Source organism: Streptosporangium sp. NPDC050855 (genome assembly GCF_044456585.1).
In the GTDB taxonomy this organism is placed as follows: domain Bacteria; phylum Actinomycetota; class Actinomycetes; order Streptosporangiales; family Streptosporangiaceae; genus Streptosporangium; species Streptosporangium longisporum.
The window spans coordinates 36112-51370 of record NZ_JBITFY010000009.1 but is presented as its reverse complement, the minus strand read 5'-3'; the positions used below and the strand labels follow the sequence as shown (position 1 = coordinate 51370).

Below are 15259 nucleotides of genomic sequence, written 5' to 3'. Positions count from 1 at the left end.
GGATGACCTCGCAACCCGCCACCGGGGAACGCCGGCGCGACGCCGACCGCACCAAGGCGGAGATCCTCGAGGTCGCCCAGCGGGAGTTCGCGCAGCACGGGTACGCGGGGGCGAGGGTCGACGAGATCGCGGCCCTGACGCGTACCACCAAGCGCATGATCTACTACTACTTCGGCAGCAAGGAACGGCTCTACATCACGGTCCTGGAGAAGGCCTACGCCGAGGTCCGCGAGGTGGAGCGCACGGTCGACGTGGAGCACCTGGCCCCGATCGAGGCGATCCGCACCCTGGCCGAGCTCACCTTCGACCACCACGACGCGCACCGTGACTTCATCAAGCTCGTCTCCATCGAGAACATCCACCAGGGCGAGCACATCCGCAAGTCCGAGGCGCTGGCCAACCTCGGCACGCCGGTGCTCGACATCATCGGGCGCATCCTCGACGCCGGTACGGCCAGGGGGGACTTCGTCACCGGGGCCGACGCCACCGACGTGCACATGATGATCAGCGCCTTCTGTTTCTTCCGCGTGGCCAACCAGCACACCTTCGGCGCCCTGTTCGGCCGCGACATGACCGCCCCCGAGCACCGGGCCCGGCAGCGCCGGATGGTCGGGGAGATGGTCGTCGGCTACCTGCGCGGCGGTGGCGGCGACCGGACCTGACGCGCCGCGGCGTGCGGTCCGTGCCCGGGGCGACGGGACCACCGGCCGACCGCGCCGATGATCCCGTTCCCATGGTCTCCCGGAGCTCCCGGGTCTCCCGGGGCTCCCGGCGGGCGCCGGAACGGGCCGCCCGCCGGGACCCCGATGCGGAGGGTCAGCCGCCGATCTTCCCGACCCCGGCTCCGGCGGTGACGCTCGCCTTCACCGAGTTCGGGTTCTCCAGCGTGTAGCCGTAGTAGGAGCTGGCCTCCTGCACGCTGCCGCTGCACTCGGGGGCTCCCGAGTCGACGAGCACGTTGTTGCGCGCGACGCACCGGCCGGAGGGGCCGGCGTAGCTGTTCGACACCGGGTACTCGACCCGCTCGAAGTAGTTGCCCTCGACCAGGCAGCCGGCGTTCGCCTGGCAGGCGACCCCGACGTCGGTGTTGTAGTAGTAGTAGTTGTTGAAGATGTGCACCGGCTCGCCGAAGCGCACCCGCGGGTTGCGCTGCGGGGTCGCGTCGAACCAGTTGTGGTGGTAGGTCACCTTCAGCCGGCCGACGTCCTGCGCGCCGTTGCTGTCGTCGTGGCCGAGCAGCATGTTCTTGCTGTGGTCGTGCGCGTGGTTCCACGACACGGTGATGTAGGACGAGCCGCGCTTGATGTCGAGCAGCCCGTCGTACCCGTCGGCCAGGTCGTTGTGGTCGATCCAGACGTGGTGGGAGAACATCTGCACGTTGATCGAGTCGTCGCTCGCGTTCCGGAACGACAGGTTGCGGATGATGACGTTGTTCACCGCGTTCGCGGGCGGCGAGGTGACCGAGCTGTCGAGGGGGAGACCGACGTTGAGCCCGCCGCCGCTGATGCCGGCGTCGGCGCCGATGCCCACGATCGTCTTGTCCGAGGCGACGTTGTGCATCCCGGCCGGAACCGTGATCATCCCGCGTACGCAGACGTTCAGCGGACCGCTCTGGCCGATGGCGGAGATCAGCTCACTCGCCGTGTCGACCTCGACGGTCGGCCCGCCCGCGCCTCCCGTGGTGCCGTTCTGGCCCCAGGCGTTCACCGAGGCGAACCCGATGGGCGAGCCCGAGGTCTCGCACGAGCCCGGGGGCGGCGTGATCGTCGGGGTGACGGTCGGGGTGACCGTGGCGGTGGGCGTCGGGTCGACCGGCCCGGCGACGTCGGTGACCTGCACGTCGTCGAACGAGGCGCTCGTGTAGTGACCCGCCAGGCCCGCCTTGCCGGAGGCGAAGGTGGAGTCCGTCGCCGAGACGACCTCCACGTTGTTCACGAAGCCGCGCAGCGTCGAGCCGAACGCCTCCAACCGGAGGGTGTACCACGTGCCCGCGGTCACCGTCGCCGGAGCCGAGTCCAGGGTCGTCGTGCCGCCCCCGGCCCGCTTGCCCAGGACGACCGAACCCGCGTTGCTCAACCCGAGATAGTAGTAGTTGCCGGTGCTCTGCGCCCTGGCCAGCACCGCGGCGTACCGCCCGCTGCCGTTGAACGCGATCGGCCTCACCCGCGCCTGCACCGCCTGGTTCGACCATCCGGCCCCGGCGATCGCCCTGGCGTCCGCGCCGGTGCCGGACTGGCGGTACACCCGGGAACCGTCGGTGGTCACCGACCAGCTCCCCCCGGACTTCGACCAGCCCGAGGAGTCACCGTCCTCGAAGTCGTCGACGAACAACGTCGCGGCGAACGCGCTGGGCAGCGCGGGCAGCGCCAGCGCGCTGAGCACCGCGGCCATGACGGTCATCATGATCGCGACGAGCAGCGAGCCGGTGCGGGGCTCTTTCCTTCTTCGCACTGTGGAACCTCCGGTTATGTCGGCTCCGGCCGGGCCTGCTGCGGTCCGGCCGGACCATGGCCTCGCGCCGGGAGGCCGATCGGCGCCGGCGCCGCGGCCGCGTTCCGCGGTCACGTGCAGGCACCGCCGGTGGCTCCCGGCGAGCGATGTCCGTCAGGCGGTGCCCGGTCGTGCCCGCGGCCCCCTGGCGGAGGGCGTCGGACATGGCCGGACCTGCGGCGGAGCACCCGAAGGTGGATCCACCGCCGCTCCAGGACGAAGGGTGGGAAAGCGCTATCCAACTCTTTTCGCACTTTTACGCCTGGAGAAAGGTTCGGGTCAAGCGTTCGGTCCGATCCGATGTCCCCGCGGACGTGACCGCCCTTCCCGCGCCCGCGCCGTCCCCGCAGGTGGGGGCTGTCTACGGCGTGCCGCACGGGGCGGAAAAGTTTTCGGTGATCCGGCCCGGCCCGTACGGGCGCGCGTCCGGACCGATCCGGCGATTCCGGTGCCTTCGATCACCCGGACCGGCACGATGGGAGACCACCTCACGCACGACCGCCCCATCCGCGAACACGAGCAGGAGGTCATCGTGATGCCCACGCGCGAGCAGCCGGGGCCCGTCGACCCCGCCACCTGGCGGGTCGTCCCGGGCGAAGGCAACGACGACGCCGAGGAGGACGGCACCTGGGCGATCACCGGGGCCGACGGCGACGAGCACGCCCTCTACCTGGAGGTCCGCGACGCCGAACGGCCCCGCGAGGTCGCCGAGCTCATCGTCGCGACGATGGCCGGCCACACGCGCCGGTCACGCCTGGAGGGCGCCCTGGCCGAGGTCGAGCGGGAACGCCTGCGGCGGCAGGCCGAGGACGACGTGCTGGACCCCGCCAACCCGCACCTGGTCGAGGTGGTGAAGCTGGCGGCCCTGGTCGAGCGGATCGGCGAGGTCGGCCGGGAGCTCAACCGCGACAGGTTCCACACCGGCCGCGAGGAGCTCGACAAGCACCTGTACGAGCGGCTGACCCAGGTGGCCGCCACCGCGGTGGCGTGGATGGAGGGCATTCAGGCCCGTGACGCCCCCCGGTCCCGTCACACCGGTGATCCCTACGACGCCCGCGACTCCTAGGACGGCCGGTTCCGGTACGGGCCGGTGTCCCGGCCGGGCTCAGGCCGGTGTCAGGGACGTCCGAGGCGGTTCAGCCGGTCGACCACCGTGGCGACGTGATGCGACATGCCGCAGGCGTACCACGATCCCGGCCTTCTTGGCAGCAGCGGCTGCCCGGCGGCGAAGCGTTCGATCTCCTGGTCACCCCACGAGGACGCCACCCCCCGCGCCGACCGGAGATCGGCGACCACCGCCTTGCACAGGTCGTCGAAACCCCCCAGGGCTCCGGCCCCGTCGCCCCGCTCGCACCGGTAGACGTACCAGTAGTCGTCGAACGTGTACCGCAGGTTGGGGTGCGGGGTCCGCGGCTCGGCCCGCGGGCTGGACACCCCGTAGTCCCCGTAGAACACACCGGGGTGGGAGGCCGCGACGGTCCTGTACAGGGCGGCGTCCCGCCGGGGGACGGGCACCGGGGCGCCGAACGGCATGGCGTCCAGATCCCTGGGGAACGCCCCGGCGGCCACGGTGATCGAGCGCATCGGGAACCGGCTCGCCCACCGGAGCGCCCTGAGGGCGTCGGTGGTACGGCTTCTGAGCCGCGCGTCGGAGTCGACCGCCCACAGATCGATCACGAGATCCACGTCGGTGAACCTCAGGTTCGCGAGACGGTCCATCCGGCGTGACAGCCGGGCGTCCTCCGCCGCGGTCCGCGGCCCGGCCCAGGGCACGCGCAGGCAGGCCCCCCGCCCGTGCCGCCTCGCGGCGAGTCCCGCGTCCCGGAATTCGCAGTCCTCGTCCGTCGGCCTCATGACCGGGATGATGCGACGGCCGAGTTTCTCCATGACGTTCGACACCATCGTCATGGCGCCGCACGCGTGCGGGTGGCCGTACCTGTCGAGCACCGGCCGGCAGTCCACCGCGAAAACGCGTTCGGCGGGCAGGTGTTCTTCCACGCGTTCCTCGAAAACGGCGACGCTCTGCAATACCGTCCGGTTCTCGTCGTCCCGGGTCCGTTCCGCGGGCATCACCTCGATCAGTGCCCGGACGAACGGGCGAAGCTCTTCGGCGACCTTCCCCAGGGCCAGGAAATCACCGGCCCGGCCCCTCAGGATCGGCATGTACACCGTCATGAATCGGTTCTCCGTAGGCTTGGCGAACCCGGCGTCCGGCGAGGTGACCGGCCCTGTCCCGCGGGCACGGCGTCACCTTCCCGGGCTTCCGACGGTCCACTCCGGCGACGGATCCGTCAATATCCCTGCGGTTAGGTTCCGTACGGGAACCGTACCGGAGATGCGTTTGTGACGGAGGAGATGAACGAGGTCTCCGGCCTCCTCCCGCGTATACCGATATGTCATGACGGCGCTTTATGAAGGCAACGGAGCGTCATCCCGTCCCTACCCGGAAGCGCCCCGGCCCGTCCGGTCGAGGCCCCGGAAAGGCCCGCGCGGAAAGCGCCGGAAGAAAGGTCCCGGAACGGAAACGGTCCGGTGGCCGACGCCTTTCTCCCCTCCCGGGAACACCTGCGGGCGCGTACGGAGAAGGGTCCCGGCCGCTTCACGAAGCGGCCGGGACCCTTCTCGTGCCCGAGTGCCCGAGGGGTCAGGGGTCGAGGGGCCCGAGGACCGGGGGGCCGGAGGGCCGGAGGGCGAGGCTCCCCTGTGCGCGAGCCCGTGCGCCGTCGCTCAGTCGCCGCGCAGGACCTCGCGCAGCCGGGGGACGAAGACCTCGGGGGTCTCGGCGAAGGCGATGTGACCGCCGGGGAAGAGCGTCGGCTTCGTGCCGAGCGCCGTGGCGAGCGCGCTGGACGTCAGGTCGCAGAACTGGCCGGCCGACTCCTCACCGACGCCGACCACGATGCGGACCGGCCCGTCGCGCAGGGCGGCGATGTCGGGCTTCCAGCCGGTGCTCCCGCGCATCTCGTGCAGGAACCAGAAGCGCTCGTCCAGAGCCTGCTGGGGGTCGGCCTGGGCCGCCTCCTCGGGCGAGTACGCGTCCGCGGGATCGCCGGACTCGCCGGACTCGCCGGGCTCGGGCATCTGGATGTTCGCGTTCGCCAGGAACTTGGCCCAGGCACCCCCGACGTCACCGGAGGCGTAGGTGGCGACGATGTCCTCGACGGCGGCGTGGCGCTCCTCGCGGTCGTCGAGCACCTCGTTCAGCGGGGCCTCGTGCGCGATCACGGTGTGCACCCGCTCGGGGTGGGCGACGGCGAGCGCCAGCGCGCTGACGGCTCCGCCGCTGGAGCCGAAGACCGCGGCCGGGCCCGCGTCGAGGTGGGCCAGCAGCCGGGAGAGGTCGTCGGCGCGCATCCGCGCGGTCGAGTCCTGCTCGGGGTCGTCGAGCGTGCTGCGGTTGATGCCGCGCGGGTCGGTGGTGAGGACCGTGTGGTCGGTGGCGAGCAGGTCGGCCAGTGCCGCGAAGTGCACGGCGTGCATCGGGGCGCCGACCAGGACCACCAGCGGCCCCTGCCCCCGTACCTCGTAGTACAGCGTGGCGTCGGGAACCCTGAGTGACCCGGTAATAACGGTGGTCGTGCTGTCCATGACATCTCCTGAAACGGTGCCGCGGTGTTTCCTTACGGGGGAGACCGCGGCCATGGGGCAGAATCGTCGCATGTGAGCGAAATTTTTTCCTCGGGACCCGCGGGGTCCGACCGGCCCGCCGGACGTGAGCGGCCCGCGGAGTCCGAAGGACCCCGGGGACCCGCGTGGGGCACCGCGAAGGGCGCCGAGGGAGCGAAGGACGCCGAGGACACCCTGGACACCGGGAACACCGGGAACACCGGGAACACCGTGGACGCCGATCTGGCCCGGGCGCGCGGCGGGGACGACGTCGCGTTCACCCGCCTGGTCCGGCCGCTGCGGCGGGAACTGCACGCCCACTGCTACCGCATGCTCGGGTCGTCCCATGACGCCGACGACGCCCTGCAGGACGCCCTGATCCGGGCCTGGCGGGGGTTCGCCCGCTTCGAGGGGCGCGGTTCGCTGCGCTCCTGGCTCTACACCGTGGCCACCCGCACCTGCCTGGACATCATCGCGACCCGCGGCAGGCGGGCCCTGCCCATCGACCTCGGACCGTCCAGCGACCGCGTCGTGGTCGACAACGCCCCGTTGACCGACGTCGCCTGGCTCGGCCCGTACAACGACGCGGGGCTCGCCGACGGCCCGGCAGGTCCGGGCGCGCGCTACGAGCAGCGCGAGGCGGTCGAGCTCGCCTTCGTCGCCGCGTGCCAGCACCTGCCCGGCAACCAGCGGGCGGCGCTGCTGCTCTTCGAGGTCCTCGGCTTCTCCGCCGCCGAGATCGCCACGATGATGGACACCTCGGTCACGTCGGTGAACTCCGCCCTGGCCCGCGCCCGCAGGATCGTCGCGGAGAGGGTGCCCTCCGTCACCCAGCAGCGGGCGCTCCGCCGGATCGACGACGCCAGGGTCCGCGAGATCGTCGCGGGCTACTCCGCCGCCCTGGAGGACGGCGACGCCGGTGCCCTGGTCGCGCTCCTGACCGAGGACGTCACCTGGTCGATGCCACCGATGCCGCACTGGTACCGAGGCATCGACATCGTCACCGACTTCGCCGTACGGGTCCCGCTGAACTCGTGCGGGCACTGGCGGCACCTGCCGGTCGGCGCCAACGGCCAGCCCGCGGTGGGCTCCTACCTGTGGGACGACCAGACCGGTGCGCACCGGGCCTGGGGGATCGACGTGATGACCCTGCGCGAGGGGCGCATCGCCGAGATCACCTCGTTCATCGGTCTGGCCCACTTCGACGCCCTGGGGCTGCCCTCGTCCCTGCCCTGACGGCCTCCTCCCCACCCTGACCGGCCCTGACCGGCCCGTCCCCGCCCTGGCCTGTCCCGGGCGGCGCCGACCGGTGTCGACCGCCAGGACTTTCGGCCGATGGGCCGCGGGAGCGATCGGCCGGTCGGCCGATCCGGGCGAGGGGGCCCGCGGGCCAGAGTCGACGGCATGAGTGAGTTCGTGCTTTCCGGCCACCGCCTGACCAAGCGGTTCGGGCCGGCCGTCGCCCTCGCCGGGGTGGACATCGGGATCGGCCGGGCCGAGGCCTTGGCGATCATGGGGCCGAGCGGGTCGGGGAAGTCGACCCTCCTGCACTGCCTCGCGGGCATCATGAAGCCCGACACCGGCGAGGTGCACCTGCTGGGACAGCGGATCGACGCGATGGGAGAGCGGGAGCGCAGCGCGCTGCGCCGTACCCGCTTCGGGTTCGTGTTCCAGTTCGGGCAGCTGCTGTCCGAGCTGCCCGCGGACGAGAACGTCGCGCTGCCGCTGATGCTCGGCGGGACGGCGCGGGGGCAGGCCGTACGGGAGGCGCGGACCTGGTTCGGGCCGCTCGGGCTCGACGGGCTGGAGGGGCGGCGGCCGGGCGAGCTCTCCGGCGGGCAGGCGCAGCGGGTCGCGATCGCCCGCGCGCTCGTCACCCGCCCCGCCGTGATCTTCGCGGACGAGCCCACCGGTGCCCTCGACCGGACCACCGGCCAGGAGATCATGCGCATCCTGGTGCAGGCCACCAAGCACAACGGCGCGTCCCTGGTCGTGGTCACGCACGACCCCGAGGTGGCCGGCTGCTGCGACCGGACCGTCGAGGTCCGCGACGGGGTGATCGTCGCCCCCGGCGGGGGACCGGGCCACGGCGGGGCATGGGACCACGGCGGGGCATGGGACCGGACGAGCACCCGGGTGCTGCCCGGAGGGAACTCGTGAGGACCCTGCTGGAGCTGAGCTGGCGGCTGCTGCGCGGCGGCGGGCGCCGGTCCACCCTGGGAACGGGGCTCACGGTCACGGCCGTGGCCGTCTCGTCGGCACTGCTGTTCTTCGCGCTGGCCGCCAACCTCGCCTTCGCGGCACGCGCCGACCGGGAGGCGTGGCGCAACCCGGTCCCGGCCTCGGGGACGCCCTTCGCCGTCCAGTCCACGACCGAGGACCACGTCCGGGACCGGCCCGTCACCGTCGTGAACCTCGCCCCGCTGCGCGACGCCCACGGGACGCGTCCGCCCGGGATGCCCCGGATGCCGAGGCCGGGTGAGGTATGGATGTCACCGGCGCTCGCGGAGCTGATGCGGGAACTTCCGGCGAAGCAGCTCGCCGCGCGCTTCCCCGGCACGGTGCGGGGCACGCTGGGCGACGACGGGCTGCTGTACCCGGGGGAACTCGTCGCCGTGGTGGGACGCGCGCCCACCGACCCCGAGATGACGCTCCCCGCGTCGGGCTCCCCGCCGGACTCCCGGGCGGCCGGGACGCCGGTGAGGATCGGCGACCTCACCGGCAGGACCGGCGAGGACAGCATGGCCTACCAGGGCATGGCGATCATCGCGAGCGTGCTGATGGTCGTACCGCTGCTCGTGTTCGGCGGCGCGGCGGCCCGGCTGACGGTGGCCCGGCGCGACCAGCGGCTGGCCACGTTGCGGCTGGTGGGGGCCACGCCCTGGCAGGTCGCCGCGATGACGGTCGCCGAAGCGGTGATCACGGCGTTCGGCGGGGCCGTGCTCGGCCTGGTGCTGTACGGCGCGGCCGTCCCGCTGCTGAGCCGGATCGAGATGGCGGGCGGGTCGTGGTTCGCGGGCGACCTGTGGCCCGGAGTCCTTCCGGTGCTGGGCGTGCTGCTGGCCGTACCCCTGCTGGTCGGCCTGTCGGCGGTGGTCGGGCTGCGGCGGGTGGTGGTCAGCCCGCTCGGGGTGGCCAAGCGCGAGACGCCGCCCGCGATGCGGTTCGTCCGCGTGATCGTCCTGCTCGTGGTCCTGGCCGCGGTCCCGATGACGTTCCGGAGCACCTCGGTGGCGGTCGTCGCCGTCGTCCTCGCCCTGGCCTTCCTCGCCGTCAACCTCGTCGGCCCCTGGGTGGTGGGCGTCATCGGCCGGGTCACCGCCCGTACGGCCCGCGGGCCCGTTCGGCTGCTGGCCGGTCGCCGCCTGATCGACGACCCCAGGTCGGCCTGGCGGACCGTCAGCGGGGTGGCGCTGACCGGTTTCGTCGCCGGGTTCATCGGGCTGCTGAGCCCCTCGGCCGACCTGCTGGGCGATCCCTCCGGCCCGACCGGCCTGCGCATCACGATCCCCGCCGACCGGGCGACCGTTCTCGCCGGGCAGGCGAGGAAGCGGCTGTCCGAGGCCGGCGTCGAGGCCCGCGTCCAGGTCTCCGGCACCAAGGCCGACTCCGGGTCCGGGAGCAAAGCCGGCACCGGGTCCGATACCGGGGACCGGTCGGGCCCGCCCGGGGAGCGGACGCTCGTCGTGGACCTGCCCCCGGGCGACGGCCACGCCGCGCGGACCGACACCGCCCGCACGGCCCTCGCCGGCCTGGTGCCGGGGCACGTCGCCACCTCGCCGGAGGACGACCGGTGGCGGGTCGACGAACTGCTCGGCGACGTCCGTACCGGCACGCTGATCGTGCTCGGTGTCTCCTTCCTGGTGGCGATCGCGAGCGCGGGGATCACCGCGGCCTCGTCGGTGCTCGACCGGCGCCAGGCGTACGCCCTGCTCCGCCTGGCCGGGACCCCGCTGGAGGTGCTGGACGGGGCGCGGCGCGCCGAGACCCTCATCCCGCTCGCCGTGATGGGCGGGGGCTCCATCCTGATCGGCATGTTCTGCGCGCTGCCGTTCATGTACGCGGGCATCAGCGTGAGCGGGGCGATCACCCTGCTCTCCGCGGTGGCCGTGGGCTTCGCCGGGGTCATGGGCGCCTCGGCGCTGTCACGTCCCCTGCTCCGCTCGGTCACCACCGACCCGGCTCCGCGCCCGGACTGAGGGCCCGGGGCCGCGTACGCGGCCCCGGGCGGTGGGCGCGTTCCGCTCGGGCGGGCCACGATCCGGTTCCGCCGGACCGCGGCCCGCCGTGACGGTGCCGGGCAGGGCCCGCCCGGTCAGCTCGTGGTGCCGGTGACCGAGCTCCCGGACCTGGTGACGTGGTAGGTCACGGTCGCACCACTCCAGAAGTGCAGGGTGAGCGTGACCCGTGAGCCGTCGTTGACCTCGGCGAAGAAGGCCGGCTTCAAGATGATCGTGCCCGCGGCGTAGTCGGGCGCGAACGCGACGTCGAACTCCTTGAACGACGTCCAGTTGTGCGGGCCTGCGTTGCTGCCGTCGGCGTACTTGGCCTCCATGGTGGCGAGGCGGTCGCCCTTGAACGAGGTGGGGATGGCGAAGGCGCTCGTCGTCCCGCTCGCGTTCTGCACGGTCGGCGTGTCATAGGTGACGACGTCGATCCGCCACGGGACACCCTGGGAGAACCGGGCCGACAGTGTCGCGTTGACGCCGTAGGCGCGCGAGCCCACCAGGCGGGTGAGCGCGGGCGCCGTGAGCGTGAGCTGGTCGCCCGAGACGGTGTAGTCGGTGCCGCGCACCAGCTCCGTGTTCCCGTGGCGGAGCCCCACGAAGGAGGTGCCGTTCAGGTTCAGCGTGAGCGTCCTGCTCGTGACGGCGGACGCCTTCGCGACGAACACCTGGTCGGAGGAGGCCGTCCCCGAACGCGTCGTCCAGCTGGACTTGATCTGCGCGAACAGCTCGGGGTCGGACCACTGGAACGTGGTCCGGTTGAAGTGCTGGCCGTTGTCCCAGAGCATGGTGGTGATCTGCCTGCTCCGCGCGTAGTGGCCGAGGAACTCGAAGAACTTCAGCTTCTCGCCCTGCTGGATCGTGCCGGTGTGCCGGTCGAAGCCCAGCAGGCCGTACTCGCCGATGATCACGGGGATTCCACGGGCCACGAAGGAGGCGTGGACCCGGTCGAACGCGCCGGTCAGGTCCTGCTGGACGGTGGCGTCGAAGCGCGTGCCGCCCGCGACGTTCACGCTGAACGGCCAGTACCCGTAGAAGTGGACCGTCGCGATGAGGTTGGGGTCGTTCATCGCGGTGAACGTGGCGGCCAGCTCGTCGAGTCTGGCCTGGTCGGCCGAGGTGTGCAGGGTCGGCAGGACGAGGAACCGGTTCGCGTTGTTGCCGCCCGACCGGCGCACGATGTTCCGGAAGGACGTGTTGAGCTCGTTCAGCAGGGTCGCGTTCTGGGCGTCCCCGGAGCTGCCGGTGAACTGCGGCTCGTTGACGCTCTCGAACACCAACTTGGCCGAGGAGTCGCGGAACGTGTTCGCGATCTGGGTCCAGGTCGCGTTGTACCGGGCCAGGACGTTCGCCCGGTCGGTCGGCATGGTGTTGATCCACTGCCACGAGTCGTGATGGATGTTGATCATCACGTAGAACCCGTCGGCGAGGGCCCAATCGACGACCTCCTTCACCCGGTTCATGTACGCCGCGTCGATGGTGTAGCCGGGCGCCCCGCCCTGGTGCTGGCCCCAGGTCACCGGGATCCGGATGCTTTTGAAGCCCTGCGCCCTGATGTTGTCGAGCAGTGCCGCGGTGATCCGCGGATTGCCCCAGGAGGTCTCGTCCGCGCCGGTGGCGTCGAGGGAGTTGCCCAGGTTCCAGCCCGGCTGCATGGCGGCCACGACGGCCTGCGCGTTACCGGGTGACGGCGTCGGGGTCGGCGTGGGAGTGGGGGTGGGGGTGGGAGTCGGTGTGGGCGTCGGGGTGGGAGTGGGCGTCGGGGTGCCGCCGCAGCTCACGCCGTTGACGGCGAACGTCGTGGGGGCGACGTTGGCGCCGCTGGAGCTGCCGTTGAAACCGACGGTGACGCTCGCCCCCGACGCCAGGCCCGGGGCGTACGACGGGGCGGTCACCGTCACGTTCCTGCCCGACTGGGTCCAGGTGCCGTTCCAGCCCTGGGTGACCTGCTGGGTGCCGGGCCAGGTGTAGGTCAGCGTCCACGGGCTCACCGCGTCGCCGAGGTTCTTGATCGTGATGTTGGCGCCGAACCCGCTGCCGCCGTCCCAGGTCTTGGCGTACGTCACCGAGCAGGCGACCGCCGCGTTGGCCGCGGGGGAGGTGAGGGTCACCCCGATCACCGCCAGGAGCGCGACCGCCGTGGACAGGGCCCACAACCGTAATGTCTTCATCTTCAAGCCTCCGGTGGAAGGAGCACCCGTAAGGGAGCGCTCCCATGTTTGGCCCGTTTCACGCACGTGTACAGCGCGTTTCCCCAGGCCCGCCGCTGACCTGCTCCTGAACACGCCGGAATTCAGCGGAGGTCTGAAAATTTCAGCGACGGGGCCATGACGGACACGGCACTCCCGCGCACCGGAACACGGCACCCCCGCGCACCGGGACGCCGGGCCGTCGCGCACCGGGTGCGGAGGCCGCTCGGCGAGGGATCTGCGATGCCGGGAAATCCCGTACCCGGCCCGGCCTGCCCGATCACCGGAAGCCCTACCAGGGCGAGCAAATGCATGCTTGACGATCAGCCCGATACGAGATCTCTTAGGTGGAGCGGTCGGGCCGTACGGAGATGTTGACGCCATTGGTACGACATGCTGTGATCTCTTATCCGTTATTTCATGTATGTTTTGTAGGAAATGGGGCGGTTGTGAGGGTTCTCCGGCGTGCGGCTGCAATGGTCGCGCTCCTGATGGGTGCGGTCGGCATCCAGATCGTTCAGGGCGGAACGGCGCAGGCGGCCCTGCCCACCGCCGCCGTCGCGCTCGGCGACAGCTTCGTCAGCGGGGAGGGTGCGGGCGACTACCAGCCCGTCGTCGACGCCTCCGGTACGCCACAGGGATTCCCCGGCTGGTCGGCGGCCAACAGCAACGCCTTCTTCTGTCACCGCTCGGCGAACGCCTCGTTGTTCAAGGCGTCGTTCCCCGGCGTCCAGGACCGCTTCAACCTCGCGTGCTCCGGCGGCCAGCCCGCCGACATCGCCAACCCCTCCGGTGCCCGCCCCAAGGGCCGCTCCGTCGCCTCGCAACTCGACCAGCTGCGCGCCGTCGCCCAGACCCACGACATCGACGTCGTCCTCATCGGCCTCGGCTCCAACAACTCCCAGTTCACCTTCGGCGACGTGGCCTCGGTCTGCGCCAACCGCTTCATCGCCGACGCCTGGACGGGCTGGTGGGAGTTCTGGGCCTACCTGGGCGGCGACGTGCCGCAGGAGCCCTGCACCGTCTCGGACCTGGCCTCCGACGCCGAGATCGCAGCCGCCACCACCGAGACCACCGCCGCCCTGCGCCAGGTCCTCGACACCCTCGCCCAGATCGACGCCGACGGCGTCCACCGGGTGGTCCTGCAGAACTACACCAACCCGCTGCCGCTCGACGTCGCCTCGCAGTACCGCGAGGAGGACAACCGCAGCGACACCCGCGACAAGTTCCGCGCCCTCGGCGCCGAGCGGTACGCCGCCGGCTGCCCGATCCACCGCGCGAGCCTCGCCCCCGGGCACGTGTTCTCCCAGAACCTCGGCTCCCTGGTCAGGAACGCGTACAACACGCTGGCGGCCGAGCGTCCGGCGGCCGACCTGCGGGTGCTGGACGTCCAGAAGGCCTTCGACGGGGCCCGGCTCTGCGAGAACCCGGGCAGCCCGGAGAACGCGCTCGCCACGCCGGTCCGGGTGCAGGACGGGCCGTCCGGCACGTTCGTCACCAGCCTGTCCGGCTGGGACAAGCTCGACGTCCAGCGGGTGGCGAACACCTGCGTCAGCTACTTCCAGACCTGCCAGGAGGCATGGCACCCCAACGCCGCGGGCCACGCCGTCCTCGGCCAGTGCCTGACCGGCGCCCTCAACGCCGCGACCCGTACGGTCGTCACGTGCGCGCGCAACGGGGACGGCACACTGACCATCTCCTCCTGACGCCTACCTCCCGACGTCCTCCTCCCGACGCTTCCTCCGACACGCGACGGCGCGCGCCCCACCCCGGGGCGCGCGCCGTCCCGCGTTCCCGCCTCGAAGGGGTCCTCGGCCGCTTCCGCCCCCGCTCCCGGCACGAGGTCTCAGCGCGGCGACGGCAGCACGGACAGCTCGCAGGCGTAGGCGTCGGCCGGTGCGCCGAGCACCCAGACGATCATCTCGGCCAGTGTCCGCGGCCGGATGCACAGCTCGGGATCGTACGGGCGCCCGAAGGCGTTCCTGACCTCGCCCAGCAGGTCGGTCGCCGTTCCTCCGGGATGGATCGTGGTGACGCGTACCCCGTGGGCCGCCTCCTCCTCGCGCAGTGAGTCGGCCAGCTCCCGCAGCGCCGCCTTGCCGGCGACGAACGCCGACCAGCGCGGGACACCGGTCATCCCCGGCGAGGCGTTGACGAAGATCACATGCCCCCTGGAACGCCGCAGCGACGGCAGTGTCAGCCGCACCAGTTCGGCGGCGGAGACCACGTTCACCGCCAGCGTCCGCCGCCACGTCTCCGGATCGGTGTCGGCGACGGTGGCGACGGGGGAGACGCCCGCGCAGTGCACCAGCGCCTGCACGTCCGGTAACTCCCCCGTGTCCGCCAGGGCTCCCACGGCGGCGGCGAGCGTCCCGGGGTCGGCCAGATCCGCCTCGATCCCCGGCACGTCCAGCCGCCCGACGTCGCGCCCCACGGCGGTCACCCGATGCCCGGCCTCCAGCAGCGCGCCGACCAGCGCCCTCCCGATCCCTCCGGTGGCACCGGTCACCAGCACATGCCCCATGACGCTCCCCTGTCTCGTTCCCGCGGTCCGGATCCGGCGCGCGTGACACCTACGGGAAGGCCGCGGGCGTCACGGAGGACGGCCGGTCACGCCGGGGCGCGGAAGGCGACCTCCACGCCCGCCGTGAGGCTCGGCGGAAAGGACCCGGGAGGAACGCAAGGAGCGGTCGTCGCCCGTCCCACAAGGCCGGACGAGTTCCTCTCCGTGGCCGCCCGGTGGTCGTT

The 15259-nt window shown here is 72.0% G+C and carries 11 protein-coding genes; 6 read left to right on the top strand and 5 right to left on the bottom strand.

Annotated elements, in window-relative coordinates:
* The first annotated feature begins 2 nt into the window (after positions 1–2).
* Positions 3–662 carry a TetR family transcriptional regulator gene (locus tag ACIBCT_RS18920; protein ID WP_399190128.1) on the top strand — a complete coding sequence of 220 codons (660 nt, stop codon included), beginning with the start codon at positions 3–5 and terminating at the stop codon, positions 660–662.
* A gap of 154 nt (positions 663–816) precedes the next feature.
* On the opposite strand, the gene ACIBCT_RS18915 is transcribed toward ACIBCT_RS18920, so the two are convergent.
* Positions 817–2451 carry a family 16 glycoside hydrolase gene (locus tag ACIBCT_RS18915; RefSeq protein WP_399190126.1) on the bottom strand — a complete coding sequence of 545 codons (1635 nt, stop codon included), beginning with the start codon at positions 2449–2451 and terminating at the stop codon, positions 817–819.
* Positions 2452–2938: 487 nt separating this feature from the next.
* On the opposite strand from ACIBCT_RS18915, the gene ACIBCT_RS18910 reads away from it, so the two are divergent.
* Complete coding sequence (locus ACIBCT_RS18910) at positions 2939–3556, top strand: hypothetical protein (protein ID WP_399190124.1); 618 nt, start codon at positions 2939–2941, stop codon at positions 3554–3556.
* 50 nt (positions 3557–3606) lie between these two features.
* Here the strand turns inward: ACIBCT_RS18910 and ACIBCT_RS18905 are convergent, their stop codons facing one another.
* Together ACIBCT_RS18905 and ACIBCT_RS18900 are read right to left on the bottom strand one after the other, a co-directional pair.
* Complete coding sequence (locus ACIBCT_RS18905; protein WP_399190122.1) at positions 3607–4665, bottom strand: hypothetical protein; 1059 nt, start codon at positions 4663–4665, stop codon at positions 3607–3609.
* A 552-nt stretch (positions 4666–5217) separates the two neighbouring features.
* The gene (locus tag ACIBCT_RS18900) at positions 5218–6078 is read right to left on the bottom strand and encodes an alpha/beta fold hydrolase (RefSeq protein WP_399190120.1); all 861 of its coding nucleotides are present in this window, start codon (positions 6076–6078) and stop codon (positions 5218–5220) included.
* Positions 6079–6150: 72 nt separating this feature from the next.
* Here ACIBCT_RS18900 and ACIBCT_RS18895 point away from each other — a divergent pair, with 72 nt between their 5' ends.
* The 3 genes from ACIBCT_RS18895 to ACIBCT_RS18885 all read left to right on the top strand — a co-directional run bounded on the left by ACIBCT_RS18895 (position 6151) and on the right by ACIBCT_RS18885 (position 10295).
* The gene (locus ACIBCT_RS18895) at positions 6151–7332 is read left to right on the top strand and encodes a sigma-70 family RNA polymerase sigma factor (protein ID WP_399190118.1); all 1182 of its coding nucleotides are present in this window, start codon (positions 6151–6153) and stop codon (positions 7330–7332) included.
* Between the two features lie 168 nt (positions 7333–7500).
* Positions 7501–8256 (top strand): ABC transporter ATP-binding protein, encoded by a 756-nt coding sequence (locus ACIBCT_RS18890; protein WP_399190116.1) that lies wholly within the window; start codon positions 7501–7503, stop codon positions 8254–8256.
* Positions 8253–10295, top strand: a complete 2043-nt coding sequence (locus tag ACIBCT_RS18885; RefSeq protein ID WP_399190114.1) for an FtsX-like permease family protein — start codon at positions 8253–8255, stop codon at positions 10293–10295. The genes ACIBCT_RS18890 and ACIBCT_RS18885 overlap by 4 nt, the downstream gene beginning before the upstream one ends.
* Before the next feature lie 116 nt (positions 10296–10411).
* Here the strand turns inward: ACIBCT_RS18885 and ACIBCT_RS18880 are convergent, their stop codons facing one another.
* On the bottom strand, positions 10412–12493 hold the full coding sequence (locus ACIBCT_RS18880) for a cellulase family glycosylhydrolase (RefSeq protein WP_399190112.1): 2082 nt from the start codon (positions 12491–12493) through the stop codon (positions 10412–10414).
* A 494-nt stretch (positions 12494–12987) separates the two neighbouring features.
* Here ACIBCT_RS18880 and ACIBCT_RS18875 point away from each other — a divergent pair, with 494 nt between their 5' ends.
* Complete coding sequence (locus ACIBCT_RS18875; RefSeq protein ID WP_399190110.1) at positions 12988–14217, top strand: hypothetical protein; 1230 nt, start codon at positions 12988–12990, stop codon at positions 14215–14217.
* Between the two features lie 140 nt (positions 14218–14357).
* Here the strand turns inward: ACIBCT_RS18875 and ACIBCT_RS18870 are convergent, their stop codons facing one another.
* Positions 14358–15035 carry an SDR family NAD(P)-dependent oxidoreductase gene (locus ACIBCT_RS18870; protein WP_399190108.1) on the bottom strand — a complete coding sequence of 226 codons (678 nt, stop codon included), beginning with the start codon at positions 15033–15035 and terminating at the stop codon, positions 14358–14360.
* Positions 15036–15259: the final 224 nt, after the last annotated feature.

Coding starts and splice junctions, on each gene's coding strand:
- ACIBCT_RS18870 (WP_399190108.1), bottom strand. CDS start 15,035: ATGGGGCATGTGCTGGTGACCGGTGCCACCGGAGGGATCGGGAGGGCG.
- ACIBCT_RS18880 (WP_399190112.1), bottom strand. CDS start 12,493: ATGAAGACATTACGGTTGTGGGCCCTGTCCACGGCGGTCGCGCTCCTG.
- ACIBCT_RS18920 (WP_399190128.1), top strand. CDS start 3: ATGACCTCGCAACCCGCCACCGGGGAACGCCGGCGCGACGCCGACCGC.
- ACIBCT_RS18890 (WP_399190116.1), top strand. CDS start 7,501: ATGAGTGAGTTCGTGCTTTCCGGCCACCGCCTGACCAAGCGGTTCGGG.
- ACIBCT_RS18900 (WP_399190120.1), bottom strand. CDS start 6,078: ATGGACAGCACGACCACCGTTATTACCGGGTCACTCAGGGTTCCCGAC.
- ACIBCT_RS18905 (WP_399190122.1), bottom strand. CDS start 4,665: ATGACGGTGTACATGCCGATCCTGAGGGGCCGGGCCGGTGATTTCCTG.
- ACIBCT_RS18875 (WP_399190110.1), top strand. CDS start 12,988: ATGGTCGCGCTCCTGATGGGTGCGGTCGGCATCCAGATCGTTCAGGGC.